24 protein-coding genes are annotated in these 22,467 nt (G+C 52.9%); 14 read left to right on the top strand and 10 right to left on the bottom strand.

Annotated elements, in window-relative coordinates; genetic code table 11:
- Positions 1 to 23: 23 nt before the first annotated feature.
- Positions 24 to 842 carry an energy-coupling factor transporter transmembrane component T family protein gene (locus K3T82_RS31395; RefSeq protein WP_220197456.1) on the bottom strand — a complete coding sequence of 273 codons (819 nt, stop codon included), beginning with the start codon at positions 840 to 842 and terminating at the stop codon, positions 24 to 26.
- Positions 843 to 1,158: 316 nt separating this feature from the next.
- On the opposite strand from K3T82_RS31395, the gene K3T82_RS31390 reads away from it, so the two are divergent.
- Positions 1,159 to 1,599 (top strand): hypothetical protein, encoded by a 441-nt coding sequence (locus K3T82_RS31390; RefSeq protein ID WP_220197455.1) that lies wholly within the window; start codon positions 1,159 to 1,161, stop codon positions 1,597 to 1,599.
- Between the two features lie 91 nt (positions 1,600 to 1,690).
- Here K3T82_RS31390 and K3T82_RS31385 read toward each other — a convergent pair whose 3' ends face one another.
- Positions 1,691 to 2,302, bottom strand: a complete 612-nt coding sequence (locus tag K3T82_RS31385; RefSeq protein ID WP_220197454.1) for an ECF transporter S component — start codon at positions 2,300 to 2,302, stop codon at positions 1,691 to 1,693.
- 211 nt (positions 2,303 to 2,513) lie between these two features.
- Here K3T82_RS31385 and K3T82_RS31380 point away from each other — a divergent pair, with 211 nt between their 5' ends.
- Positions 2,514 to 4,232, top strand: a complete 1,719-nt coding sequence (locus tag K3T82_RS31380; RefSeq protein WP_220197453.1) for an ABC transporter ATP-binding protein — start codon at positions 2,514 to 2,516, stop codon at positions 4,230 to 4,232.
- Positions 4,233 to 4,439: 207 nt separating this feature from the next.
- Positions 4,440 to 4,697, top strand: a complete 258-nt coding sequence (locus K3T82_RS31375) for a hypothetical protein (protein WP_220197452.1) — start codon at positions 4,440 to 4,442, stop codon at positions 4,695 to 4,697.
- Between the two features lie 506 nt (positions 4,698 to 5,203).
- On the opposite strand, the gene K3T82_RS31370 is transcribed toward K3T82_RS31375, so the two are convergent.
- On the bottom strand, positions 5,204 to 5,374 hold the full coding sequence (locus tag K3T82_RS31370; protein ID WP_220197451.1) for a hypothetical protein: 171 nt from the start codon (positions 5,372 to 5,374) through the stop codon (positions 5,204 to 5,206).
- A 201-nt stretch (positions 5,375 to 5,575) separates the two neighbouring features.
- Between K3T82_RS31370 and K3T82_RS31365 the strand changes: the two genes are divergently transcribed.
- The 4 genes from K3T82_RS31365 to K3T82_RS31350 all read left to right on the top strand — a co-directional run bounded on the left by K3T82_RS31365 (position 5,576) and on the right by K3T82_RS31350 (position 10,209).
- On the top strand, positions 5,576 to 7,039 hold the full coding sequence (locus tag K3T82_RS31365) for an APC family permease (protein ID WP_220197450.1): 1,464 nt from the start codon (positions 5,576 to 5,578) through the stop codon (positions 7,037 to 7,039).
- A gap of 317 nt (positions 7,040 to 7,356) precedes the next feature.
- Entirely contained in the window at positions 7,357 to 8,670 is a 1,314-nt protein-coding gene (locus tag K3T82_RS31360; protein WP_220197449.1) for an APC family permease, read from the top strand.
- Complete coding sequence (locus K3T82_RS31355) at positions 8,670 to 9,098, top strand: hypothetical protein (RefSeq protein ID WP_220197448.1); 429 nt, start codon at positions 8,670 to 8,672, stop codon at positions 9,096 to 9,098. Before K3T82_RS31360 ends, K3T82_RS31355 begins: the two co-directional genes overlap by 1 nt.
- A 163-nt stretch (positions 9,099 to 9,261) precedes the next feature.
- Positions 9,262 to 10,209: an acetamidase/formamidase family protein gene (locus tag K3T82_RS31350; protein ID WP_220197447.1), complete on the top strand. Its 948-nt coding sequence runs from the start codon at positions 9,262 to 9,264 to the stop codon at positions 10,207 to 10,209.
- A 77-nt stretch (positions 10,210 to 10,286) separates the two neighbouring features.
- Here the strand turns inward: K3T82_RS31350 and K3T82_RS31345 are convergent, their stop codons facing one another.
- Positions 10,287 to 11,843 (bottom strand): WD40 repeat domain-containing protein, encoded by a 1,557-nt coding sequence (locus K3T82_RS31345; RefSeq protein WP_220197446.1) that lies wholly within the window; start codon positions 11,841 to 11,843, stop codon positions 10,287 to 10,289.
- A 5-nt stretch (positions 11,844 to 11,848) separates the two neighbouring features.
- Positions 11,849 to 12,391 (bottom strand): RNA polymerase sigma factor, encoded by a 543-nt coding sequence (locus tag K3T82_RS31340; RefSeq protein ID WP_220197445.1) that lies wholly within the window; start codon positions 12,389 to 12,391, stop codon positions 11,849 to 11,851.
- 212 nt (positions 12,392 to 12,603) lie between these two features.
- On the opposite strand from K3T82_RS31340, the gene K3T82_RS31335 reads away from it, so the two are divergent.
- The gene (locus K3T82_RS31335) at positions 12,604 to 12,984 is read left to right on the top strand and encodes a VOC family protein (protein ID WP_220197444.1); all 381 of its coding nucleotides are present in this window, start codon (positions 12,604 to 12,606) and stop codon (positions 12,982 to 12,984) included.
- Positions 12,985 to 13,127: 143 nt separating this feature from the next.
- Positions 13,128 to 13,523 (top strand): VOC family protein, encoded by a 396-nt coding sequence (locus K3T82_RS31330; RefSeq protein ID WP_220197443.1) that lies wholly within the window; start codon positions 13,128 to 13,130, stop codon positions 13,521 to 13,523.
- Positions 13,524 to 13,547: 24 nt separating this feature from the next.
- Here the strand turns inward: K3T82_RS31330 and K3T82_RS31325 are convergent, their stop codons facing one another.
- The 4 genes from K3T82_RS31325 to K3T82_RS31310 all read right to left on the bottom strand — a co-directional run bounded on the left by K3T82_RS31325 (position 13,548) and on the right by K3T82_RS31310 (position 16,344).
- Positions 13,548 to 13,997 carry a GNAT family N-acetyltransferase gene (locus tag K3T82_RS31325; protein ID WP_220197442.1) on the bottom strand — a complete coding sequence of 150 codons (450 nt, stop codon included), beginning with the start codon at positions 13,995 to 13,997 and terminating at the stop codon, positions 13,548 to 13,550.
- A gap of 66 nt (positions 13,998 to 14,063) precedes the next feature.
- A complete protein-coding gene (locus tag K3T82_RS31320) occupies positions 14,064 to 14,636 on the bottom strand; it encodes a class I SAM-dependent methyltransferase (protein WP_220197441.1) in 573 nt (190 codons plus the stop codon).
- Positions 14,633 to 16,063 (bottom strand): IS66 family transposase, encoded by a 1,431-nt coding sequence (gene tnpC, locus K3T82_RS31315; RefSeq protein WP_236031670.1) that lies wholly within the window; start codon positions 16,061 to 16,063, stop codon positions 14,633 to 14,635. The genes K3T82_RS31320 and tnpC overlap by 4 nt, the downstream gene beginning before the upstream one ends.
- A gap of 59 nt (positions 16,064 to 16,122) precedes the next feature.
- The gene (locus K3T82_RS31310) at positions 16,123 to 16,344 is read right to left on the bottom strand and encodes a hypothetical protein (RefSeq protein WP_220197439.1); all 222 of its coding nucleotides are present in this window, start codon (positions 16,342 to 16,344) and stop codon (positions 16,123 to 16,125) included.
- Positions 16,345 to 16,601: 257 nt separating this feature from the next.
- On the opposite strand from K3T82_RS31310, the gene K3T82_RS31305 reads away from it, so the two are divergent.
- The 5 genes from K3T82_RS31305 (at position 16,602) to K3T82_RS31285 (ending at position 20,913) form a co-directional block, all read left to right on the top strand.
- Entirely contained in the window at positions 16,602 to 16,853 is a 252-nt protein-coding gene (locus tag K3T82_RS31305; protein ID WP_220197438.1) for a helix-hairpin-helix domain-containing protein, read from the top strand.
- A gap of 235 nt (positions 16,854 to 17,088) precedes the next feature.
- A complete protein-coding gene (locus K3T82_RS31300) occupies positions 17,089 to 17,766 on the top strand; it encodes a methyltransferase family protein (RefSeq protein ID WP_220197437.1) in 678 nt (225 codons plus the stop codon).
- 123 nt (positions 17,767 to 17,889) lie between these two features.
- Entirely contained in the window at positions 17,890 to 18,537 is a 648-nt protein-coding gene (locus K3T82_RS31295; RefSeq protein WP_220197436.1) for a TetR/AcrR family transcriptional regulator C-terminal domain-containing protein, read from the top strand.
- 143 nt (positions 18,538 to 18,680) lie between these two features.
- Positions 18,681 to 19,907, top strand: coding sequence for an FAD-dependent monooxygenase (locus K3T82_RS31290; RefSeq protein WP_220197435.1), 1,227 nt, complete (start codon positions 18,681 to 18,683; stop codon positions 19,905 to 19,907).
- A 175-nt stretch (positions 19,908 to 20,082) separates the two neighbouring features.
- On the top strand, positions 20,083 to 20,913 hold the full coding sequence (locus tag K3T82_RS31285; RefSeq protein ID WP_220197434.1) for an N-acyl homoserine lactonase family protein: 831 nt from the start codon (positions 20,083 to 20,085) through the stop codon (positions 20,911 to 20,913).
- A gap of 54 nt (positions 20,914 to 20,967) precedes the next feature.
- On the opposite strand, the gene K3T82_RS31280 is transcribed toward K3T82_RS31285, so the two are convergent.
- Positions 20,968 to 22,209 (bottom strand): DUF4097 family beta strand repeat-containing protein, encoded by a 1,242-nt coding sequence (locus K3T82_RS31280; RefSeq protein WP_220197433.1) that lies wholly within the window; start codon positions 22,207 to 22,209, stop codon positions 20,968 to 20,970.
- Between the last annotated feature and the right edge of the window lie 258 nt (positions 22,210 to 22,467).

The following is a 22,467-nucleotide window of genomic DNA, read 5'->3' as shown; positions in this document are numbered from 1 at the left end:
AATTCTCCGATGCATTGAAAGGACTATACCGTCTTATCCCAGGACAGCGTACCGAGCAGACCCGCGCGCCAGCAGAGAACAATGAGAAGTGTACAGAGGAGCCAGAAGCCCAGCACAAAGAGATAGTCGCGCGTCTGGAAGCGGAAGCGCTTGAAATATGTGCGGCGCGCGAAGGCTCCGAAGGCTCGACCATCCATCGCCAGGGCCGTCCTCTCGGCTCGCCTGATGGCGGTTGCCAGCAGGGGGACCGCATAGCGGCGCAGACGCTGATAGAAGGTGCGCACACCGCCCTGATCAGAGATGCCACGCACCTTATGGGCCGCCTGGATCAGGCGTAGCTCGCTCTGGAGTAGGGGCACAAAACGGAATGCCGCCAACGCGCCATACCCTAGCTTATAGGGAAACCTCCATTGCTGAACCAGGGCGCGAATGAAGTCACTGGCGTCTGTCGTGAAGCTGAAGCAGAGCGAAATCAGGCATAGCGCATACGCCCTCAATACCACACTGAAGCCATAGAATACCGCGTTGCGGTAGACCGTCAGCGGACCCAGGTGGAAAAGTACCGGCGTACCTACGACCAGTTCGGGCCGGATCGCGATAGGGTAAAAGATCAGGAAGCCAATCAGCATAAGCAGAATCGGCCCATTGACGCTCATGAAGCGCTTCAGCGAAACGCGACCGAGCATGAATGTCACGCATAGGGTAAGCAAAATAAAGGCCAATGGGACCCAGGCATCATTTGTCAGCGCGACAAAGATTAGCGGCGGGACAAACGCCGTAAGTTTGCTCAATGGATTGAGACGGTGAAGAAGCGAGTTGGTTGGCTGGTAATAAGTGTTCACAGGCTTCTATATTGCTTTCTAACATCTAAAGCAGTATGCAGGCCGCTTGAGCTACAGTGTAGGCTAAAGCGCATATGAAATAGCTCAAGTCTTCCGCACACTGCTATGAGAGAGGCGCGGGCAATGGGTATCGGGTGCGCCAAGTTTTTTCGCATAGGTACCTATTGCTCTGGTGCTCCGCTTTCGGTATACTCAAAGGTACCGAGTTGTATCTCCTCCTGCTACAAGTGTTCGCGCTGGTCTGATCTACCGAATAAGCCAATCGCGGTTGAATCATCCGCTGAAATTGTGGTGGAAGAAGGAGGCTGCCAGGGATGTGCTTAATGCGCCCTGGCTTCTTGACACGGTTTCTATCAGTCAGCATTCTACGACCTTGGGACGTGAGATCAATGGGGTTCGTCTGGTTGCTCATCAACGCGATCATCAGTTTGCTCATCACCGGGGCCGTCTACGCGGTCAACTCCCTGCTGCTCCACAAGAGAAGCAACGGGATCGTCTACGTGATCCCGATGGTGATCATCTTCATGATCGTCAACATGATCTTCGGTCAGATCCTCGGACGTGCCTACAGCGCGATTTACAACGAGCTAATCGGCGCGGTCGTCGGACGGGGATAGCGACGGTTTTCCCGGTCGTAGTACTGAGGCTGGGAGCCTTGTCGCGGGAGGCGACGCCACATGGCGTCGCCTCTGCGCACTCTCCTTCTTTGCGATACGATTGTCACCATCACCCGCATACGATTAGCCTCAAGTTGTAGGGCAAAGCACCGCATATATTCTTTCCACACGACGCCAAAGAACTTGCCGCACCCGGTGAGCATTAAACATTGCCCATGATTGCTGGCGAGGCTAAATCTCTTCGATCTCCTTGCTCTTGAGAGCCGTACCGGAGAGCACACCCGTGCGCGCCACGGCATCAGCCAGGTATTTCGCGATGATCGCGCCAACTATGCTACTCAAAATGGTAACGGCGATGACCCCAATCAAGATGGGGAGCGCCAGATTAAAGGACGTGGGATAGAAGACGAGGTAGATCAGCAGCATGACCACGCCACCCGCCGCGCCCGCCAGGATCATCGAGGGCAGGCCAAAATGACGATAGCGCGTGCCAAGCAGGACTCCACCTTCACCCGCGACGGCATAAATAATACCTGTGATCATGATCGATGGTCCGTATGGCGAGACAGGTAGCATGACAAGGCAATAGAGCAAGGCGATCAAGAAGGCTGCACCCGCGCGCCTGAGAGCATAGGAAATGAAGAAGCCCGGCAGAATGAAGAAGCCGACCCAGGCCCACGCGACGATGGGACCAAATACAACCGATAACATATAGGGATACATCAGTATCGCCAGGAGGATACCGAAGACGACGCCAATCGCGGCGATAATCAAGATATCCCTTGTGCTCCACGCGAGCCAGCCGCGCTTCTTCTGCGCAGGTGCCACTGACTGTTCATTCATTGTTTGCGTCCTTTCGCGATCAAAATATTTACTTGTCCAAATAAAGCTGTTAAATTGCCTTTGTGCTGAAAATCCATGCCGAGATTCCCAGATATTAGGTCTTGCTAATATCCGACCTCTGCACTAAGATATTAGGGCATGCTAATATGTTTTGTCAAGGGACAGAGTGAGGCTTGCCTGAATCCAATCGAGAATACAGGGGAATTGTAAAATGGCTTTAATCGATATCCAGGAATTGACCGTGAAGTATCGAGGGCGTAAGCAGCCCATTTTAGAAGATGTGAATCTGAGCTTATATGCTGGCGAGACGGTATTGTTGCTTGGGGCTTCGGGGTGTGGTAAGAGTACGCTCGCGTTGACCCTGAACGGTTTGATCCCGCACGAATCAGGTATTATTCTGCGGGGACGTGTTCACGTGAATGGTTTAGAGACGCAGCGCGAGAGTGTGGCGAGGCTGGCGCAGGAGGTTGGAATCGTCTTTCAGGACCCCGAAGCGCAGTTCGCGACCCTCACTGTCGAAGATGAGATTGCTTTTGGTCTGGAAAACCTCTGCGTGCCAGTGAGCGAGATGGACGGAAGGATTGAACAGGCCCTGCTCTCAGTTGGCTTACCGGATCATCGTCAGCGCCCGGTCGATCAGCTATCGGGTGGGGAGAAGCAGCGCATTGCCCTGGCGTCGCTCCTGGCGATGGAGCCGGGCGTTCTTGTATTTGATGAGCCCACGGCGAACCTCGACCCGGTTGGCACGCGGAATGTCTTCGCGCTCTTACGCCAGATCAAAGAACAGAGCGCCCATACCATCATCTTAATTGAGCACAAACTTGACGACCTGATGGACCTTGTGGACCGCGTGGTTGTGCTCGGGCGTGCTGGCTCTATCATCGCCGATGGCACGCCGCGTAGCGTCTTCTATGACTCCATTGAAACGCTACAGGAGTATGGTGTGTGGGTGCCTCAGATAGCGCTCCTGGCCCAACGATTGCGGGCGCAAGGCGTGACTCTACCTCATAATCCTGTGACGCTGGCTGAAGCTGAGCAGGCCCTACGGCAGAGTGACTTCGTGATTGCCGCACCTTCACAGAGCATACCCGCGATAGATGAGCAGGTGACGCAACCAGCCATCGAGATACGCGACCTTTCCCTTCATCATGGCGCGCGCACGATTCTCGATCATATTTCGCTCAGTGTCCCTCAAGGAGACTTCCTGGCCCTGGTGGGAGCGAATGGCGCGGGCAAGACGACCCTCGCGCACCATATGATGGATATCCAGCACGCCCCTGCTGGCAAGGTTTTGCTACACGGCAAAGAGATTACGCGCTTCAGCGCGCGTGAGCTTGTACATGAGGTGGGCTATGTCTTCCAGAATCCCGAACACCAGTTTATTACCGAGTCGGTATCGGATGAGATTGGCTATAGCCTGCGGGTCATGGGCCTCTCCCCTGACGTGGTTGAGGCGCGCACCAGCGATCTGCTTGAGCGCTTTGGCCTGACGCGCCTCGCACGCGCTAATCCCTTCACCCTCAGTCATGGCGAGAAGCGACGTTTAAGTGTCGCGACAGTTCTGGCGGCGGGACAGCGTACCCTTATCCTCGACGAGCCAACCTTTGGGCAGGACCAGCGCAACGCCGATGCCCTGCTCGATCTGCTTCGCTCGTTGCATGCGGAGGGGCACACCATTGTTGCCATCACGCACGACATGACACTGGTCGCGCAGCATGCGCAGCACGTTGCCGTTATGAGCAGTGGTCAACTGCTCTTCCATGGCACACCATCGGGCCTCTTCGCCCAACCAGATCTCCTGACACGTGCTAACCTGACACCGCCCCCGCTGGCGCTGCTGTCCACGCGAATGGGCTGGCCCAATCTGCATACTTTGGATGCCATTGTTTCCGCTAGTCAACGACCTATAATTCATAATGACCCTATTTAGGCGTTGTAATGGCCTACAATATCGTATATACTCCTCCTGAAGCATAGATATAGGCTGATGTGATGCTCTGAAATTATCTGGTGCACGGAATTAGGGAGAGCATCCTTCACAAATGCCCGGTGCGGAGGGCATAAGGCTACCCGGATATTTATATTTATCATTGGCTGCATACGATGCTTAATTCAACAAAAGGAGTTGTGGCAAACAATGACAAGGCTGATTTATCTTCTCTTTGGCAAGCGCGTGGGACGCATTGTCGCTGGCGTTATCTTCCTGCTGCTAGGCATCCTCTATATTGGGCTCAACCTGAGCGATCCCACCCTTACCGACTCTAAAGACTGGATCTATTGTGTTATTCTGCTCGTTGCTGGTGTTGGCTTCCTGGCATTCGGTATCCTTAGCAAGGATAAGAATGAAAGAGTGTCCGCCCGTGATCAGGGCTATCAGCCTCCTATCAACAGATAATCCCTTCCAATGAAGAGAAGCCAGGATGAGATCGAAAAGCAATCTCATCCTGGCTTCTTCCTATTCTAAGCTTATATCCTTTTTAACGCTATTTGCAGTATTTATTAAATAAACTTCAATTGCAATATCTTCGCAGTGGGACTCTTTTCCCCTAGAAGAACGATGTACACTGTCCGCATTAAAACACGCTTTAACTCATTCATAATTCCTAACCTCCCTAATTATCTATAAACTAGATAATCCTATTCCATAGTTATATGCACGATAATTTGAAGCTTTTGGGCAATAATATATACAAGTGCTATTGTTAATAAATGTTAAAAATCATTTCTTTATTGATTTAAGCATTGACATATCAAATGGAAGAGGCAATAATATATTCAGTAATAAGGGATGCAATGTTAAGGATGGCATCATTATCAGTATTTTGCGCATGCCTTAAGCAAGCAATTGTGGTATATGCGTATCTTTCTGTTCTGCTACCCGCTTGAGAAGATTCTTCAGTTTTAAAGTTCTTCGGGGTAGGTCGTGCTCACACCGTCAGACTGAGGCACGCTAGCCATCCGCGCTAGAGCGTTGCCCGAGTCATGGAGTGTGGATGGGAATGCCGTTGGCAAACCCGTCCGTGTGCCCTGGTTTCCATAGCCACTCAGGTGGCGAGGATTCCTGGTTAGCAACTCCTTATGAGAAAACCTGAGCGCGTGTGTTCCAACGAACATCAACCCTCATACGAGGGCACTGCGCTGCCTGAACGGCAGCTAGCGCAAAGCGCTCAGATGTTCGTAGAAGGAGTGCGCGCTAGCTGCGAGGAGCGGCGCCGTGCCCTCGTATGAGGGCTGGGTTTCGCACAAGATCATAGCAATGTATGGGAGAAAGCCATGAAGAGATGGCAAATTCAGCCTTTGGCGTCTGAGGACTATACTCGTAAAGCATTGCCGCAGAAAACCGGCAATTTCGATATGATGATGTCTTTCATGATGATCATGTTCTTTATTTCTAATCCTGTCGGTACCATCGCGGCAGGACCTGTGTCCTTTGTCTACTGGGGTATTGGCGCTCTTATTTTCTTTATTCCCTGCGTCGTCGCAGTCGCGCAATTGGGAAGAATGTTCCCACACGAAGGCTCGACATATAACTGGACACACAAGGCGCTTGGTGGCTTCTGGAGCCTTTTCGCAAGTATTTCGTTCTGGGTCCCTGGTGTGCTCGCGACCGTGGGTTCGGCCTCTATTGGCCTGACATTCATTCAAGGTCTGCATCCCGGCTGGCTAGCTGAGCCCTGGCAGCAAGCTGTCGTGCTGGTTGTTATTTTCCTTTTTGCCTGTGTTCTCGCGTTGCGGCCTATGCGCCTGCTTCAGAACATGGTAAATATCGCGACCTTGCTGACCTATGGCATCGTGGTTCTCCTTGGAGTCGCGGCAGTGGTCTGGATCGCTACTGGCCATGCTTCCGCGACCCATTTCGCGACTCCTGATAGCTGGACAATCAAGCCTGATAATTTCGCGCTTTTCGGTAGTGTGATTCTGGCCTATCTGGGCGCGGACGTGCCAATTATCATGGCGGGTGAGACCAACGAGAAATATCGCACGGGGCGTCCGCTGCTGTGGGGCTGTATCTTCGTTCTGGGGGCCTATTTTCTGGTCACGATGGCGCTGATGGTGCTCCAGGGACCAAACATTGTCAATCTAGGCAATTTCTCGATTATTGGTTCAATCGATATGGTCTTCGGACATACAGTTGGCAATATTGCGGCAACCTGTATCATTATCTTTTTCCCAATTTTCGTGGCTCTGGATCAAAGCCTCTTCGCGCGCCTGCTCATGGTGACCAGCATTGATAGGCGGCTCCCCATCTCATTGAGCAAGCTCAATAAGCATCGCGTGCCATCCAATGCGATTATTTTCCAGACGGTTATTGCTATTGTCTTTACGCTGGTCCTCTTCCTTTCACCTTATGTCATCCCTATTGCTAATCCTGCCGAACTTGGCGCGAATGTGCAGGCTGTAAGTCTGGCGACGCTGGTTCTGGTATGGGCTGTATCGACCATATTCCTGTTTGTCGACTTGATCGTGCTGTACTTTAAGGACCGCGTCTGGTTCCGTGCGCATCAGGTGATCCCTTCAGTTATTCTCTGGGGCAGTGTGGTCATCGCGCCTATCGCCTCTGTTGTGGCTATTGTGGTTACCCTGAACTATTCGCAGGCCCTTACAATCCCGAATGACCAGTGGCGACTACTGGTCGCAGCCCTGACTGTGGTGAGCCTGGTTGCCTCCGCTATTGGTAGTATCTTCGCGACCAGTGAGGCATCCTGGCAGGATCAGGTCCAGGAAGCCGAGATGTAGTAGCTTCTTCTAGTTGTGTTCAGAAGTCTTGAGCTGTGAGATCCGGCGCTTGCTCCTACATAGAAAGGGCTCAAGATTTCTGAATGCCGCTATAAAACGCAGGTGGTAAGTGGGTGGAGCATGCCGGTCACGAATACGACCGGCATGCTCCACTCACTTACCCAATCTGCTCATATGAGTTTCTTTGCTAATAGGGAACTCGGTAAGCGCGGGCTATAAAGTTCTGTGTCTTAATATGGGTGGATGTGTGATGATGGGCTTTCATAATTTATTCTCTCTGTTTTTTCTTTCTTTATAGAGTAAAGGAGTGCTCTGCTATGTCTGCTGAGACTTCAGCATCAGTGCCTGTGGAGGGAGAGCTTCGCCGTAATAGCATCGGCCTTCCAGGGGTATTATTTCAATCTATCACGACAATGGCTCCAGCTTCGGCGGTTGCGTTTAGCCTGAGTCCGGCACTGGCGAATACAGGCATTACGCTTCCCCTGGCCTCATTGCTCGCTCTTGTCGTCTGCGTCTTTATCGCTTTGACAATCGGTTCGTTGGCGAAGCATTTGCCCTCTGCGGGTAGCTTCTTCACCTACGTTAGTAACGCGCTGGGTGTCCAGCTTGGCTGGCTGACAGGCTGGCTCTTTAATCTGGCCTACCTGTTGATCGTGCCTTTCCAGCTTCTGGTTCTGGGACCCACAGCTGAATCTTTTGTAAGTCAGTATTTCCATGTTTCACTGGGCTGGTATACCTGGGTTGTGATCTTCGCGGTTGTGATCTTCGCTCTGACCTACTTCGGTGTGAAGATTTCGGCTGACGCAGGTGTAATCCTGGGCGCGATTGAGATTGCCGTCTTTGTTGTGCTCTCGATCTGGCTGATCGCCACTGGTGGTAGCAATAACACCCTGGAGGTGTTCAATCCCGCCAATAGCGCGGTCTCCGGCCTGGGTGGCTTCCAGGGTGTCTTCATGGGCATCGTCTTCGTACTGTTAGCCTTCGCGGGCTTTGAGTCTTCGGCCTCGTTAGCGGAAGAGGCGCAGAATCCTCGCCGTACAGTGCCGCGCGCGATCCTGCTGGCAGCCATCTTCGTAGGCCTCTTCTATGTCCTCTGCTCTTACGCGGCGGTCGTGGGCTGGGGTCCAGCCAAAATTGGCACCTATGGTACCGACGCCGATCCCTGGGGAACGATGGCGCAGCGCGTCTGGGGTCCTTTCCAGATCATTGTCATTCTGACGATCCTCAATAGTGCGCTAGCTAATGCCAACGCTGGCGTCAATGCTGCGACTCGCGTGCTCTACGCGATGGGTCGTGTTGGCACATTGCCACGCATCTTCTCCCATGTGAACAAGCAGCAGGTTCCCGATATCGCGATCTTCCTGTCTATCGCGGTAGCCCTGGTCTGTTCACTTGTTCCGGCCTTTGCATATGATCCGACCACGGCTTTTGCGCTGCTGGGTACGATTCTGATCCTGCCCATCATTCTGGTCTATCTGCTGACATGTGTCTCGGTTCCGGTATTCTACCTGCGCAAGCATCGCGCGGAGTTCAATGTCCTGCGCCACGTGATTGTGCCAGTCATTCCATTCATCTTCCTGCTCTTTGTGCTCTACTATCAGTTCTTCCCGGCACTGCCCCGGCTCCTCTGATGTACGCGGGTCCAATCGTGCTGGTATGGCTGATCATCGGCGTCATCATTGTGCTCTGGCTCAACTCCTCGGCTCCTGAGCAGTTGCAGCAGAGCAACAAGATCTATGTCGAGGGCGAAGAGGGTGACCTGGAGGTTGCCCCCGTTGCTGTAAGCAGCGAGGCTCCCGCCGCTGAGGCGAAGGAAGAGGCTTCCACCGAGGAGACAACTCCCGCTGAGGAGACGACTCCTGTCGCTGAGGAGGCGACTCCTGTCGAGGAGACAACCGAGGAGACAACTCCTGTCGCTGAGGAGACGACTCCTGTCGAAGAGACAACCGAAGAGACGACTCCTGTCGAAGAGACAACCGAGGAGACAACTCCTGTCGCTGAGGAGACAACCGAGGAGACGACTTCGACCAAAGAGAGCGTGGAAACTTCCAAAGAGTAATGTGTAACCCGGCGCTAAGGGCTGATCGGTAGGCGCGGAAATTAACCTGTGCTTTCCCCACGTGGGGAGCCCGCCGAAGCAACAGCGACGTGGTAACATATATGGGGTCGGGGGCGGAAGCTCGCGGCCCCATTTATTTGTAAGAAAGGTTGCAGAACGAACTATGACGAATCCACGTACAATTCATATCCATCGGGACAAATGGCATCTGGCCTGGGATCACAGCATTGAGCCGGTCGCGTCCATCGAGTCCGGCGAGACGGTTTCGCTTGACATGACCGATTCCTCCTGTGGGCAGATTGGCCCAGACAGCACTGTTGACGCGATCAAGAATCTGGACTTTGGGCGTGTGGATCAGGTCAATGGCCCGGTCTATGTCGCGGGTGCTGAGCCTGGGGATACGCTGGAGGTTGAGTTCCTCGATCTGCAACCAGCGAACTGGGGATGGAGCGCGATCATTCCAGGCTTTGGCCTGCTGGCTGACGAGTTCTCGGAGCCCGCGCTCAAGATCTGGCGTCTCGAAGGTGGCGCTGAGGGCTGGGCTGAGTTCGCGCCTGGCATTCGCATTCCTGTCGAGCCCTTCTGCGGCGAGATTGGCCTGGCTCCCGGCGCTCCCGGCGCGCTCTCGACCATTCCGCCCTATCGCCACGGCGGCAATATGGATACCAAGCACATCACAAAGGGCGCGCGTCTCTTCCTGCCAGTTGAAGCCCCCGGAGCGCTCTTCTCGATGGGAGATGGGCACGCCGCTCAGGGTGACGGCGAGGTCTGCGGAACGGCCATTGAAGCCCCCATGCAGGCCACGGTTCGCCTGACGGTGCGTAAGGACCTCAAGATCAACGAGCCTCAATTCGTGACGGCTGGTCCTCTTGCTCGCCGCACCAATACCGCTCCCTACTATGTGACGGACGGCATCGCTCCCGATCTGCTTGAGGCGACCCGCAAGGCCATTCGCCATATGATCGAGCACCTGCAAAAGAACTATGGTCTTTCGCGCGCGGACGCCTACATGCTCTGTAGTGTGGCTGTGGATCTGAAGCTCTGCGAAGTTGTGGACCTCCCAAATTTCCTGGTTGGCGCGTTCCTTCCCCAGAGCATCTTCACCGCCTAGCCGCTTACCAGCTAGCACAAATAGCGAGACCCAGAAACATGTTTTTCCGGGTCTTTTCGCGGTCATAGCTCCTCTGTTTAGCGGGGAGCTTTCCACACTTTCACTTCGATTGCATTGGGTTGCTGCTTCAACGATACAGAACGACCATTGTTCGCGGTGGCTAGCAGTGTATCATCGGGCGACCATGCCACACCTCGCATTTCCCCACTCTTTTCCTGATAGGTGAAAAGGGCCTTCCCAGTCATCGGATTCCAGATCGTAACATTGTTGATTAGTGTTTGCTGGCCTTTAAGTGGGCCACTGGTGATCGTCTGTTCCCAGTTCTCAACCGAGGCAATGCGCGTACCATCATGCGACCAGGCGAGATAATACACCGGTTCAGCGTTTGGCAAGGAAAGGGGATAGGTTATGACAGGTGTGCCCGTCGACGCCTTCAAGACCTGGATCTGCTCTTTGGTCTTAATCTCTCCAGAGGCATTGTTTCCATCCTGGACGGTCATACTGACTGCTAGATACTGGCTATTAGGAGACCAGGATAATGACAACGTTGCTCCATAAGCTTTCGCGGGGACGCTATACATTAGCTTACCTGTGCGTGCATCCCAAACACGCGCTGTTGCATCCCAATTCGCTGTAGTAGAGGCGATATACTTACCATCAGGCGACCAGGCTAAACTCTCTGCATCGGCAGTATTGCCAATCAGTGTCTTGACAACAGCACCAGTGCTGCTATTCCAGATGAGAATCGGGTGATCCTGTGGGTCTTGAGACATCGCGTTGGGGTCATTCAGACTAGAAACGATCAGCTTGCCATCAGGAGACCAGGCCATTGCCCGTATCATGGCACTTCCCGGGCTCTTAGGAAGCAGGGGGGTCAATACACTGGTAAGAAGGTTCCCGACGTTCGCCGTAGGTGACTTTGGCCCGGTGGCGAGAACTTTACCAGTATTGGCATCCACAATCTGCACCGTTTTGGTAGCGATGGCTACTCGTTTGCTGCCGTTTGGTTCCCAGGCAACATTTTGAATAGGATACGCGCCTCCATCGTTAGGATGATATGTTACCTCGTTTTTTCCGGTCGTGGCGTCCCAGATGTGCGCATTTTCGCCCACCAGGACGATGCGCTTGCCATCGGGAGACCATTGTAATCCCATAATAGTGTCATCGTTCACTTTATGGCTAGAGACAACCTGGCCTGGATGACCCTGGGGAGATGGGGTGGGCGTGGGCGACCCGGCCTGTCCGTTTTGGGCTAAGCGTGCTTGGTAAAGCACTGCAAGCAAACTGCCAACCACCAGTGCTGCTACCACGGCTGCGGCAATGAGCGAGAAGGTCCGCCGGATAGAGGCGGAGTGTGTTTTATTCTGTGTTTGACCTGAGATGGGTGCTGAAGGTATATGCATGGGGATGACCTTCCCTTCTGGATTATGGGATCGCTGCGAGCGATGTCCCATACGAATATGTTGCCAGGCGTAGTTGAGCGATTGCCTATCCGCCTGGGCGTCTGCCTGGTAGAACTGTTGTAAATCGGTCACCAGTTGCGCATTAGGGTCATTGGTCTGAGTCTGTGCCAGAGATCGCTCGATCTGTGTGTCGATGTCTTTAGCATGAAAATGTTCGTTCGGTGTAGCCATAGTGCCTATCCCTCTGAGTGTTTTTCATAGATGGAGCGAAGGGTATTGAGGGTGCGTGAGAGCAACATGCGTACTGTGCCCTCGCGTTTGTTGAGAATTTGCGCGATTTCTTTGCTGCGCAATCCATTGACAAAGCGAAGGTGAAGCAATTTGCGCTGAAGCTCTGGTAGTCGCTGTATATGCGAACGCAGCAGTGCATAGCTCTCCGTACGCATAAATTGCTGTTCCGGCTCCTGATTCTCATCAAAGTGGAGCGAGTCAGCAACCTGTTCTACAGGCGATACCGGGCGGCGCTTCAGGCGACGATACACATCGTTCGCCTTATTCTGTGCCACCCGCCACAGATAGGCTCGCTGTTTCTCGATGGGCACTTTCTGAAAATTCTTTTGCTCCAGCGCTGCCAGGAAGACATCAATGAGCACGTCTTCAGCATCCTCGCGTGTTGGCGTATGCATGCGTAGGTAGACAAAAATCTCCTGGGCATAGCGCTGGTAGAGTTCAGCCGCGAATGCGTCATTCCCGGCAGGCATGTGCAAGTGTTGTTGCATGGTTCATGGTTCCATCCCATTAAGTAGTACTTCGTGCTAGCGATTTCACTGCATGTATCGCTCAAGGGCGAAAAATGCCACATAGTGTGGTTTTCTTGCCAAGGACATGCCGCTGCTGAAGCGACGCGGCTACATATTTCCGTCCAGACCTGGAGAATATAGGTGTTCGTATTGATTAATGGAATCGTATAGTTATAAAGAAAGGAGATCATATGCAAATTGATCGTTTAGACCATCTTGTTCTGACGGTGCGGGATATTGAGGCCACATGTGAGTTTTATGCACACGTTCTGGGCATGCAGGTGATAACATTCGGTGAGGGGCGCAAGGCGCTTCGTTTTGGGAATCAAAAAATCAACCTTCATTTGCGGGGGAAAGAGATCGATCCAAAGGCTCAGTATCCAACTTCTGGTTCCGCTGATCTCTGTTTGCTAACTTTGCTGTCCATTGAAGATGTCATGGCCCATCTTCAAGCGTGCCATGTTCCTATTCTTCTTGGCCCTGTGGAGCGAACTGGGGCGATCTCGTCACTGACCTCTGTATACTTCCGCGACCCTGATGGAAATTTGCTGGAAGTGTCAAATGCTCACTGATTGGCTCCTTGCATATTGGAAGAGCGCAAGATTAGAGAAGTTTTAACCCTCTCGGGCCTGCTATACTGCTTCTGGTCGAGCATAGATGCGTCCATGAACTCTGATTCTGACTCGACTGAGAACAAAGCGAGAGAGGTAAAATCATGATCGATGGAATACTGGCGACGGTGATATTCGTCCGAGATTTGCCCAAATGTACAGCTTTTTATAAAGATGTGTTCAAGCTTCCGTACGCGGGAAGTGACGCCAATTCTTCCTCATTTAAATTGCAGGATCGCTACCTGATCCTGCTCTCGCTCGCGGGTGCTGCCGACCTGCTGGGTGCCGATCCAAATGAGTTTAAGATAGATGGCACGCCGCGCGTCGTTCTGGCGGCTGGCGTTAAAGATGTCAACGCCACCTATGATGCGCTCAAGGCAGAGGGTGTGACATTCCTTCGACCACCAACCGATCAGTCCTGGGGATTGCGCACAGCCCACTTCACCGATCCAGAAGGCAATCTCTGGGAGATCAACCAGGAGATAGCAGCAAAGGGTTAGATGGAAGCCTAGAGTAGCTTCCGGTCACACATAGCTTTTTCGCATGCCATCATGAATGTATCGGAAGCCACAAGCCTGGTAGAAGGGGCGAGCCTCATCCTCGGAGATCAGGTCGAGTCGGGTTCGCGGATAGAGGAAGTGGCAGGTATCGAGGAGGGCTCGCCCGATCCCGCGCCCCCTGTATTGGGTGTCTACCACCAGTTCGGCGATAAACATGCTGATTGTGCCATCAGTAAGGCCACGCACAAAGCCAACAATCGTTTCGCTTTCCACAGCCACCAGCGTGGGCCAGGAGTTTTGCCAGGACTGTAGCGATTCAGTGGGGCGTTGTGTAGGCGAGGGCCAGCCTTCCGCGCTGCTGAGTCGTTGGATGGCGGGAAAATCATCTTCGTGCCAAGCGCGAATGTTGATTCCCTCCGGTAATGCGACCTGCTCCAGGGCGGTTGCGAGGTGTTGAGAGTATTCTATATTCATACCGTTATTGTATCCGCCTTCTACCTCTTGTAGCAACTACATCACACACCTCGCGACCAATCCTTCTTACGCCGGTTTGCGCGCGCTCACTAGCTTTGTCGCTGTCCAGGGGCTACCGTACCAGAAGCGCCAGTCAAGCGTCTGGTGCTTCACATCAAGCATGCCAAGTTCTTGCAGGCGCCTTTCGTAGGCTTGCGTGTTGCGGAAGTCGGCAATCCGAAGTTTGCCGCCAGGCTTGAGCACACGTACGGCTTCGTCGATGGCGTGACTACGGCCTGCGGCTTCGGGAATATTATGAATTGCCAGGCTCGATAGGATAACATCAAATGTGTTGTCGGCAAAAGGTAATTTTTGCATATCAGCCGTATGGAGTTCTACGCGCTCGGCGACGCCCTCTAGTTCGGCATTGCGCGTGGTTACCTCCATAGCATTGCCTGATTGATCGTTGGTTTTCCACAGATCAATGCCGGTGGCTTTTCCGGTGGGTAACAACTTCGCCGCCATCAGGAGGACGGCCCCTCGACCACAACCCAGGTCGAGAACCTGTTCATCGCCTCGTAGCTGAATGCCGCTTAAGATTCCCGCCCAGACCTGAAATTTACCACTTCTTGTTGTATAATTGTAACTATTCAGGTTCATGAAAAGGAAGGAAAGAGAGGAGACCCAGCGAGCACCGTTTGCAGAGCAGAAAGCAGGTGGTGACCCTGTTTGCGCATGGTGGAAGCATAACTTCGTACGCGGCAAAAGGCATCAGCTCCGTGGACAGAGCGGAAACAGCCGGAGATTTTTTGTTGGACCTTGAGCATGCGGAGATCACGCTCGGCCAAATTGTTGTCAAAAGGCACGCGGAAATCACGCATGAAGGCCAACACGGCATCAGCATGGGTATGCAGCCGATCTAAGAGGTTACGCGCAGGATGTTGCTTGGGCTTGCCTCGTTTTCCTGGCCGTGCGAGAGGTGGGGCGGGAACTGATTGATAGCCTTGCTCAAGAATCTGCTGATAGTGCTCAATGAGAATGGTCTGCATGTGCTCAGGAAAAGCCTTCCATCCTTGGGCTTTGGCTTGAGCAACGAGTTCTCGCATCAACAGCAGCAGCACTTTCATCTCACTGGCCCACAGGTGATGCTCTTCTTCAGCGAAGAAGGTCAATTCTCGCAGATGATGCACATTGCAAAGGGCATGGCCCTTGCCGTAGGTCCAGTAGCTGCTCCATCCATCGTGCATGCTCAGCCCTTGCAAACGTGCAGCGATGCCAATGGCCTCAAGGGCTTCTCGTCCCCGCTTGGGATGGTGAGCATAATGGGTGAGTTGAGGCGTTGAGACCACATGAACCCAGTGGCGTTTGCCTTGGACATAGAGGCCCGTCTCATCTTGATGGACGACCTCCTGGGTGACAAGAGCTTCTTTGAGGGCTGCTTCAACGGGTTCAAGACGCCGATGAGCACGGATGACAAAGCCCTCGATGGTGGCAACGGAAAGGCGATGGTCAAAAAGATCTTCAAGAACCTGGCTCACACGGGCATAAGGCAACAGTTGGACGTGGCTCAGATACACGGCCAAGGCTTGCAATGAGGGGCCATATTGCACGGGGGCACTGACCCCCGTTGGAAAATGAGCCTGGCAAAGCGCACCACACCCAGGGCAGACGACCTGCTGGATCTGATGCTCAGTCACCTGTAATGGTTGAGAAGGCAGGTCAAGCACATGTCGGCGAGTGGTGCGGGAAGCAGGCGCCAAGCGTAGATCAAAGGCGCAATGTGTACAGTGCGTTGGACGGTGAACCACGATCTGATCGGGGTCGTGTCGTTGCAGTAACGTCTGGCCTTGATGCCCAGATTGACCGCCGGGACGTTTGCCGCTGCGCTCACGTCCAGAGCGAGGACGACGCGCAAAGCGATCCGAAGAAGGTGGCAAGCCACTATTGTGGCTGTCTTTCTTCTCTTTGCGCTCAAGCTCACAGATACGTTCTTTCAGACGTGCATTTTCTTGAAGGGCTTCATCCAAAGCACGACGCACATTCGTCAGTTCTTGGATGAGCCAGTCGATTTGAGCATCTCGGTCCATAGGCACAGCGTACCTGATTCCTTGTGTACAATGCAAGTCTTTTTAGACAACCTGAATAGTTACGTATAATTATAGCTTGCCACAGAGAGAAACATATATGCGGCATAAAACAGGCAGATAATTCCCACGACAAGCCATTGCAGCCAGATGAAGAGTGCTCCCACCAGCAGCAAAACCGCGCCGATAGCACCAAGTATAATTACCACATAAGGGGCATCAAAGCCATATTGTCCCCGTCGCTCAGCCAATTGTTTCATTGATGAAGAGAATGTAGCATCCATAGAGTAGTCCTTGCCTTTCATATTGTTGAAAAATTTATAAAATTGTGATAATAATTGCTATTTTCCAGAAGTAAGCATAACACAATTGTTAAATATTATCAATGAAATGGAGTATTTCCCCAAATAGGCCAAAATGGCCTGAACGCCCAACGTGCTTGCTAGATACAGAAGAGAGCAAGATTAGAGAAGTTTTTTGCTTGCCCTTCCCGCTATGATGGGAATTCCTGGATATCAGAAACGAGAGGAGACCGGGCATTATGAAATATGATTCTTTGACCCCATTGACTGATGTTGGTCTTGCCGCGCCTGCTGTGCGGGCATTACATGGCGCGGGCTATCATACATTGGGCGATGTCGCCAATGCCAGCGATGCAAAGCTCGCTTCATTGCATGGCTTCGGCCCAAACGGCCTGAAACGCTTGAGGCTGGCGCTGGCTGACGTTGGCTTGCGCGATCAGGGAGATGCGAAGCCAACCGAGCCTAACCCATCATCTACTGAGCGAAAGTAGCCCCTTCCATATGTAGGCGCAGTGCTTCAGCCTGCGCCTGGGCTCACCTTTAATCCTCTGCCATAGACACTCCTTATCGCCAATTACCTCACCGCATCGGGCCACAAATTCCATCTTTGTGATCCCCCTCTCCGTTACTTCCATCTTCTCCCCTTGCGACTACAACAACTCCATGGTATTATTTTTTATAAGCATAAAAATTAGATTTAAATATTTTAAAAGAAAGGTTTTGGAGATGAAAATTACCTTGAAAACTCTGATAGGAGGGATAGTTCAGATATTGATCTTCCCCCTGGCTTTCTTTCTGGCGGCGGGTACGCTGGCATGGTCAGAGGCGTGGATATTTCTACTCCTGTACTATGGCTTTGTTGTAGCGACTGCGCGCCTGCTTTCCAGGCGTAATCCGACTCTGCTGGAGGAGCGGATGAGCATCTTTAAGCCTCGCCCAGGTGGCCTGGATTGGATGTTTGTTTTGCTGTTCTTGATATCAGCGCTCTGGCTGGTTCTGATGCCGCTCGATGCTGTGCGTTATCACTGGACTCATATACCATTCTGGCTTCAGGTGGTTGGTGCTTTCGCCCTGGCTGGCTCGTTTGTGCTTATCTATCGCGTCTTTCAAGAGAATGCCTATCTGACGCCCACTATACGCATTCAATTGGAGAGGGAGCACAAGGTTGTATCAAGCGGCCCCTATCGCTTTGTGCGGCACCCGATGTATTCCGGTGCCTGCCTCTTTCTGGTAGGTACAGCCCTCCTCTTGGGATCTGTGTTTGGGCTGCTGCTCTCTCTGGTCATTAGCGCTCTCTTTGCCAGGCGTGCGGTCATGGAGGAGAACTTGCTGAGGAGCGAATTACCAGGCTACGAGGCATACATGAGTAGAGTGCGCTATCGCTTGCTCCCGCGTGTCTGGTAATCTCAATTCCGAAGCCTGCGGATATATTGGTCTTCGTAGATGCTTGACATCTCCCTCTGGTGGAACTATACTTACTTTGTAAGCTTACAAAGTAAGTATAGTTCCACCAGAGGGAGGTAGACAATGGCGCGAAGCGAGAAGGGGCGATTGCTTAACCGTCAGAAGGTGCTAGAGGCAGCTTTGAAGTTGATCGATGATGAGGGGGTAGAGGGGTTCAATATGCGGAAGTTAGGGGCGGCGCTGGGTGTGGAGGCGATGTCGCTCTATAACCATATCGAGGGCAAGGATGATGTGCTGGATGGGGTCATTGAGCTTCTACTTCTGCAAGCCTCTTATCCACAGCGTACGGATGTCACTCCGCGCCAGGAGCTATGGGACTTCGCACATGAGTACCGCAATGTTTTGCGCGCTCATCCAAGGGCGGTTTCTCTGGTGGCGGCGCGCCAGTTGCGAACAGATGCCTCGCTGGCAATTCTTGAGCGGCTTCTGGAAACCCTGCACCGCGCGGGTGTGGAGGGCGTCGATGCCATCTATGCTGTTAATAGCTTTGCGGGCTTTATTATTGGTCATGCTCTCTTCGATGTTGGGAGCGTTGCCGTCGCTGGTTTTGAGCAAGAGGTCAATGAGAAGGCAGTGTGGCAGAGGCTTTCACCAGATCGTTACCCTACGCTACGTGCCGCGATTCCAGTGTTTGAGCATTGGAGCGCTGAGAGGGAGTTCGATTTTGGTTTGCGCGCCCTCTTGCAGAGCATTCTACCCCAGAGAGAGTGAGGTTGGGGGATCTTACCCCAACCATTCATTGTCCCTCATCACCTGAGCATTGAAAAATATTCGCTTAGTAGTAAGGCATAGTTCTTATTGATTTATGTCTATACATCCTTATGTGTTCTTGTCTGTAAGAAAGAGGAAAAGCATTGAAAAACAAGCATGTTCTTATCTCGGGCGCGAGCCTGGCGGGACCCGCGCTGGCGTACTGGTTGAGTCGCTATGGTTTCCAGGTTACGGTTGTAGAGAAGGCTCCGGCGTTGCGAGAAAGTGGCTATAAAGTCGATATTCGCGGCGTGGCGGTTGATGTGGTGGAGCGTATGGGGATGCTGGCAGATGTTCGTCAGGCCAGCACCGCCATGCGAGGCGGCACATTCGTCAATAGCGATAACAAGCCACTTGCTACCATGTCCGCTGATTTCTTTAATGGGCGCACCGAGCGCGACGATGAGATCATGAGGGCCGATCTGTCGCGTATTCTCTATGAGAGGACGCAAGATCAGGTAGAGTACATTTTCGCTGACTCCATTACGTCGATGTTGGAGGATGAGGGTGGGGTCCAGGTAACTTTCGGGAGTGGGATACAGCGCACCTTTGATCTGGTTGTGGGGGCCGATGGTCTGCACTCCAATGTCCGCAAGCTAGCCTTTGGAGATGAGGCGCAGTTTATTCACCAACTCGGCGCGTATGTCTCGATCTTCACCACTCCTAACTTCTTAAACCTCGATCACTGGGAATTGTATTACTATGCTCCTGGTAAGTTCGTGAGCCAGTACAGTTCACATGACAGCAGTAAGGCGATGAACTTCTTCTTCTTTCATTCCCCGGCGCTGACCTATGATTACCATGACAGTGAGCAACAGAAGCAAATCCTGGCTAAAGCATACGTGGGAGCAGGCTGGGAGATCCCACGGTTACTTGACTATGCCAGGGTCGCGCCCGACTTCTACTTTGATTCGATAAGCTTGATTAAGATGGAGCACTGGTCACGTGGTCGAACGGTCCTGCTTGGGGATGCGGCCTACTGTGCGTCTCCCGCCTCTGGTCAGGGGACTGGTCTGGCGCTTGTGGGTGCATATGTCCTGGCGGGCGAACTGGTGACGGCTTCAGGAGATTACCAAACAGCCTTTGCGCGCTATGAGCAGGCCATGCGTGGCTATGTCGCGGTAAATCAGAAGCTTGCGGGTGCGGTCAAGGATTTCGTACCGCAGACACAGTCGGAGATCTGGCTGCGTACGCAGGTCCTTCGGGCGCTACAGTACTTGCCCTGGAAGAGTATTATCGGTGGCAAGATGATGCGGGATACGCAAGAGGCTGCCAATGCTATCACTCTCAAGAGCTATGAGCATGCAGAGGAGGTTGTCAGTCGCGTGTGATTATGATCGAGGGGCGAGTGATCGGCACAGAGCTTTAACCTGTGCCGACTTGTGAACAGTCTCTGGATGCAAGCAGCAACGCCTATCGCTTGACAGTTTTATATTGATGACATATAATCAATGATATGTAATCGATGTCGAGTCATTAATTAAAAATGCGAATGGGAGAGCGAACGTGCGGATTCATGCTATTCAGACAGGGACTGTCGCGGTAAAAGAGCGCCAGTTGAGTGGGCGGGGGAATGGGACGTTGCGCCTCGTCAATACGATGCGCGATCCAGTCTGGACCAGCCCACTTCCTATATACGTGTGGGTGATTGAGCATCCTGAAGGGGTGATAGTTGTGGATACAGGGGAGACGGCTCGGATTGCGGAGCCGGGCTATTATCCCCGGTGGCACCCATATTATCGGCTTGGTGTACGCGCCTGGGTACAGCCAGAGGAGGAAGTTGGGCCACGGCTCCGCGCCCTGGGTATCTCGCCCGATGATGTACGCTGGGTGGTCATGACGCACTTGCATACGGATCATGCTGGAGGGCTGCATCATTTCCCTAAATCCCAGATTCTTGTCTCGCGTGCTGAATATCAGCTGGCAGCGGGTATTCGAGGGCAATTGGGCGGCTATCTGCCACAGCATCAGCCCCGCTGGTTCGCGCCAAAACTCATTGACTTTCCATCTCAGGCGTTTGGGCCGTTCACTGGTAGCTATACGCTAACAAAGGCGGGCGACGTCCATCTGGTTCCGACACCGGGACATTCCGCTGGTCATCTATCGGTGATCGTGCAGGAGGGGGCGCACGCCCTTTTCTTCGCGGGCGATACGTCATACACTCAGCAGTTGCTTCTAGACCAGGCGACCGATGGCGTGACAACCAATATGGCTCTTTACCAGGAGACACATCGACAGGTCCTTCGCTATCTTCGGTCAATGCCGACTATCTACCTGCCTAGCCATGATCCGGAGTCTGCGCGCCGCCTGGAGGCACGCGAGGTCGCGAAGTTGTAAGAGGGGGCTAGGCGCAGGCAAAAGCACTGCGCCTACGTTTATAGCCGTTGTCTATCAGACTTTGACGACGGTGATGGAGCCGCTGCCGGTCCTCACTCGGACCTGGGCGCGGGGACCATCTACTTGCGTATTTTCAAAGGCGTTGATAACCTTACCGGAGCCGGTTGAGGCGTTGAGCGTCAACGCGGACTGCGCTGGAAGCGTCATATTAATAGAGCCGCTTCCCGTGCGCAGTTCGTATGTGCCAAGCGGATCAATCTCACCGGAATAAGAAACGGAACCGCTACCCGTTTTGACGAAAGTATTGCCCGCGAGCGTCGATTGCATAATCGTAATTGAGCCACTGCCTGTCTTGATAGTAGCTTTTCCCGTCAGATTGGACTGCGAGATAGAGACGGAACCGCTGCCCGTATTTAGCTCGGCGCTCCCATTTAATTCCTGAGCTATGATGCGTCCGCTGCCAGTCTTGAGAAAGAATGCACCTTTGATCTGATTGGCATTTACGGTGCCACTACCTGTACGAGCATCGACGCGCCCTTCCAGGTCCGAAAGTTCCATGCCGCCGCTGCCTGTGCGCAGGCGCATATCTCCTTTAAAGCCACTCGCCTCGACACGGCCCATGCCAGTCTTCATTTGGATATCGCAATCCTTCGGCACCGTAATATCAAGCTCGAAAGTTCGCCATCCGAACTGGAAGAAGGATGTGTCGGCGGTACTTCTCATCACAATCGTATCGCCCTGCTGCTGGTAATCTATGTTCATCGAATCGAGCGTCATGCCGATACCACTGGCGCGCTTCATGGCGTTGACCGTTACGACATTATCCTCGCCACGCCGAATTGTGACGCGACCAGCCACATTATTAATATCTAGCCGCGCGTGCTCTTGAATCGTAAAGCTTTCCATGGGCATGGGGAGCGTGGTGACACGCCAGTTGAGGACAGCGAGGTATGCGCCAATTCCGATCAACACCAGAACTCCTGCCCAGATAAACCAGCCAGATAACAGACCTAGAACATTGCTCGCGATCAAGGCCAGACAGAGAATGCCAATGAAGACGAAGACGCTGCTCGCTTTCCGTTGTCTGGGTGCCTGGGGCTGTAACTTCTCACCCTCCTGAAACCAGCTATCCTGTGTATAGTTTCCCGCATAGCCCTCTTCATACGAGCGCTCCCGAGCTTCCACCCGTTCCCCTTCCGCATAGGACGAAGCCTGCTCACGCGGGTCTCGATTGACCGCGCGCTCCTGCTGCGAGGCTTGTCGCTGTGGTTCATAGCCACTTTCCTGGCTCTGCATAAACGCCTTCTCTCCTTACACATCAATATAGATATAAAAACATCATTGTAATATACGCCTCAAACGCAGTCGAGGTTAGACCGCATTGAACGGCATAGATTTAAACATGGCTAGGTAAATTAGGGCTTGTAATATACGCTCTAATATAGTAGGATGCAGGCATTCAAGCAGTATATTTTTTAACACTACTTTAAGCATACAAGCGGTGATATTTGTGTGTTTTCTAAATATCTGGTATCCGACATGTAGGGACGAACT

It is taken from the genome of Ktedonospora formicarum, from assembly GCF_016587355.1.
Classification (GTDB): domain Bacteria; phylum Chloroflexota; class Ktedonobacteria; order Ktedonobacterales; family Ktedonobacteraceae; genus Ktedonobacter; species Ktedonobacter formicarum.
The sequence above is the reverse complement of the archived record's forward strand: the minus strand, read 5'-3'. Positions and strand labels throughout refer to the sequence as shown.

Bases quoted from the DNA above. Each gene is read 5' to 3' on its own strand.
- K3T82_RS31310 (WP_220197439.1), bottom strand. From the start codon at position 16,344: ATGGATGCTACATTCTCTTCATCAATGAAACAATTGGCTGAGCGACGG.
- K3T82_RS31375 (WP_220197452.1), top strand. From the start codon at position 4,440: ATGACAAGGCTGATTTATCTTCTCTTTGGCAAGCGCGTGGGACGCATT.
- K3T82_RS31355 (WP_220197448.1), top strand. From the start codon at position 8,670: ATGTACGCGGGTCCAATCGTGCTGGTATGGCTGATCATCGGCGTCATC.
- K3T82_RS31365 (WP_220197450.1), top strand. From the start codon at position 5,576: ATGAAGAGATGGCAAATTCAGCCTTTGGCGTCTGAGGACTATACTCGT.
- K3T82_RS31380 (WP_220197453.1), top strand. From the start codon at position 2,514: ATGGCTTTAATCGATATCCAGGAATTGACCGTGAAGTATCGAGGGCGT.
- K3T82_RS31320 (WP_220197441.1), bottom strand. From the start codon at position 14,636: ATGAACCTGAATAGTTACAATTATACAACAAGAAGTGGTAAATTTCAG.
- K3T82_RS31385 (WP_220197454.1), bottom strand. From the start codon at position 2,302: ATGAATGAACAGTCAGTGGCACCTGCGCAGAAGAAGCGCGGCTGGCTC.
- K3T82_RS31300 (WP_220197437.1), top strand. From the start codon at position 17,089: ATGAAAATTACCTTGAAAACTCTGATAGGAGGGATAGTTCAGATATTG.
- K3T82_RS31350 (WP_220197447.1), top strand. From the start codon at position 9,262: ATGACGAATCCACGTACAATTCATATCCATCGGGACAAATGGCATCTG.
- K3T82_RS31295 (WP_220197436.1), top strand. From the start codon at position 17,890: ATGGCGCGAAGCGAGAAGGGGCGATTGCTTAACCGTCAGAAGGTGCTA.
- K3T82_RS31280 (WP_220197433.1), bottom strand. From the start codon at position 22,209: ATGCAGAGCCAGGAAAGTGGCTATGAACCACAGCGACAAGCCTCGCAG.
- K3T82_RS31330 (WP_220197443.1), top strand. From the start codon at position 13,128: ATGATCGATGGAATACTGGCGACGGTGATATTCGTCCGAGATTTGCCC.
- K3T82_RS31335 (WP_220197444.1), top strand. From the start codon at position 12,604: ATGCAAATTGATCGTTTAGACCATCTTGTTCTGACGGTGCGGGATATT.
- K3T82_RS31325 (WP_220197442.1), bottom strand. From the start codon at position 13,997: ATGAATATAGAATACTCTCAACACCTCGCAACCGCCCTGGAGCAGGTC.
- tnpC (WP_236031670.1), bottom strand. From the start codon at position 16,063: ATGGACCGAGATGCTCAAATCGACTGGCTCATCCAAGAACTGACGAAT.
- K3T82_RS31345 (WP_220197446.1), bottom strand. From the start codon at position 11,843: ATGGCTACACCGAACGAACATTTTCATGCTAAAGACATCGACACACAG.
- K3T82_RS31340 (WP_220197445.1), bottom strand. From the start codon at position 12,391: ATGCAACAACACTTGCACATGCCTGCCGGGAATGACGCATTCGCGGCT.
- K3T82_RS31305 (WP_220197438.1), top strand. From the start codon at position 16,602: ATGAAATATGATTCTTTGACCCCATTGACTGATGTTGGTCTTGCCGCG.
- K3T82_RS31360 (WP_220197449.1), top strand. From the start codon at position 7,357: ATGTCTGCTGAGACTTCAGCATCAGTGCCTGTGGAGGGAGAGCTTCGC.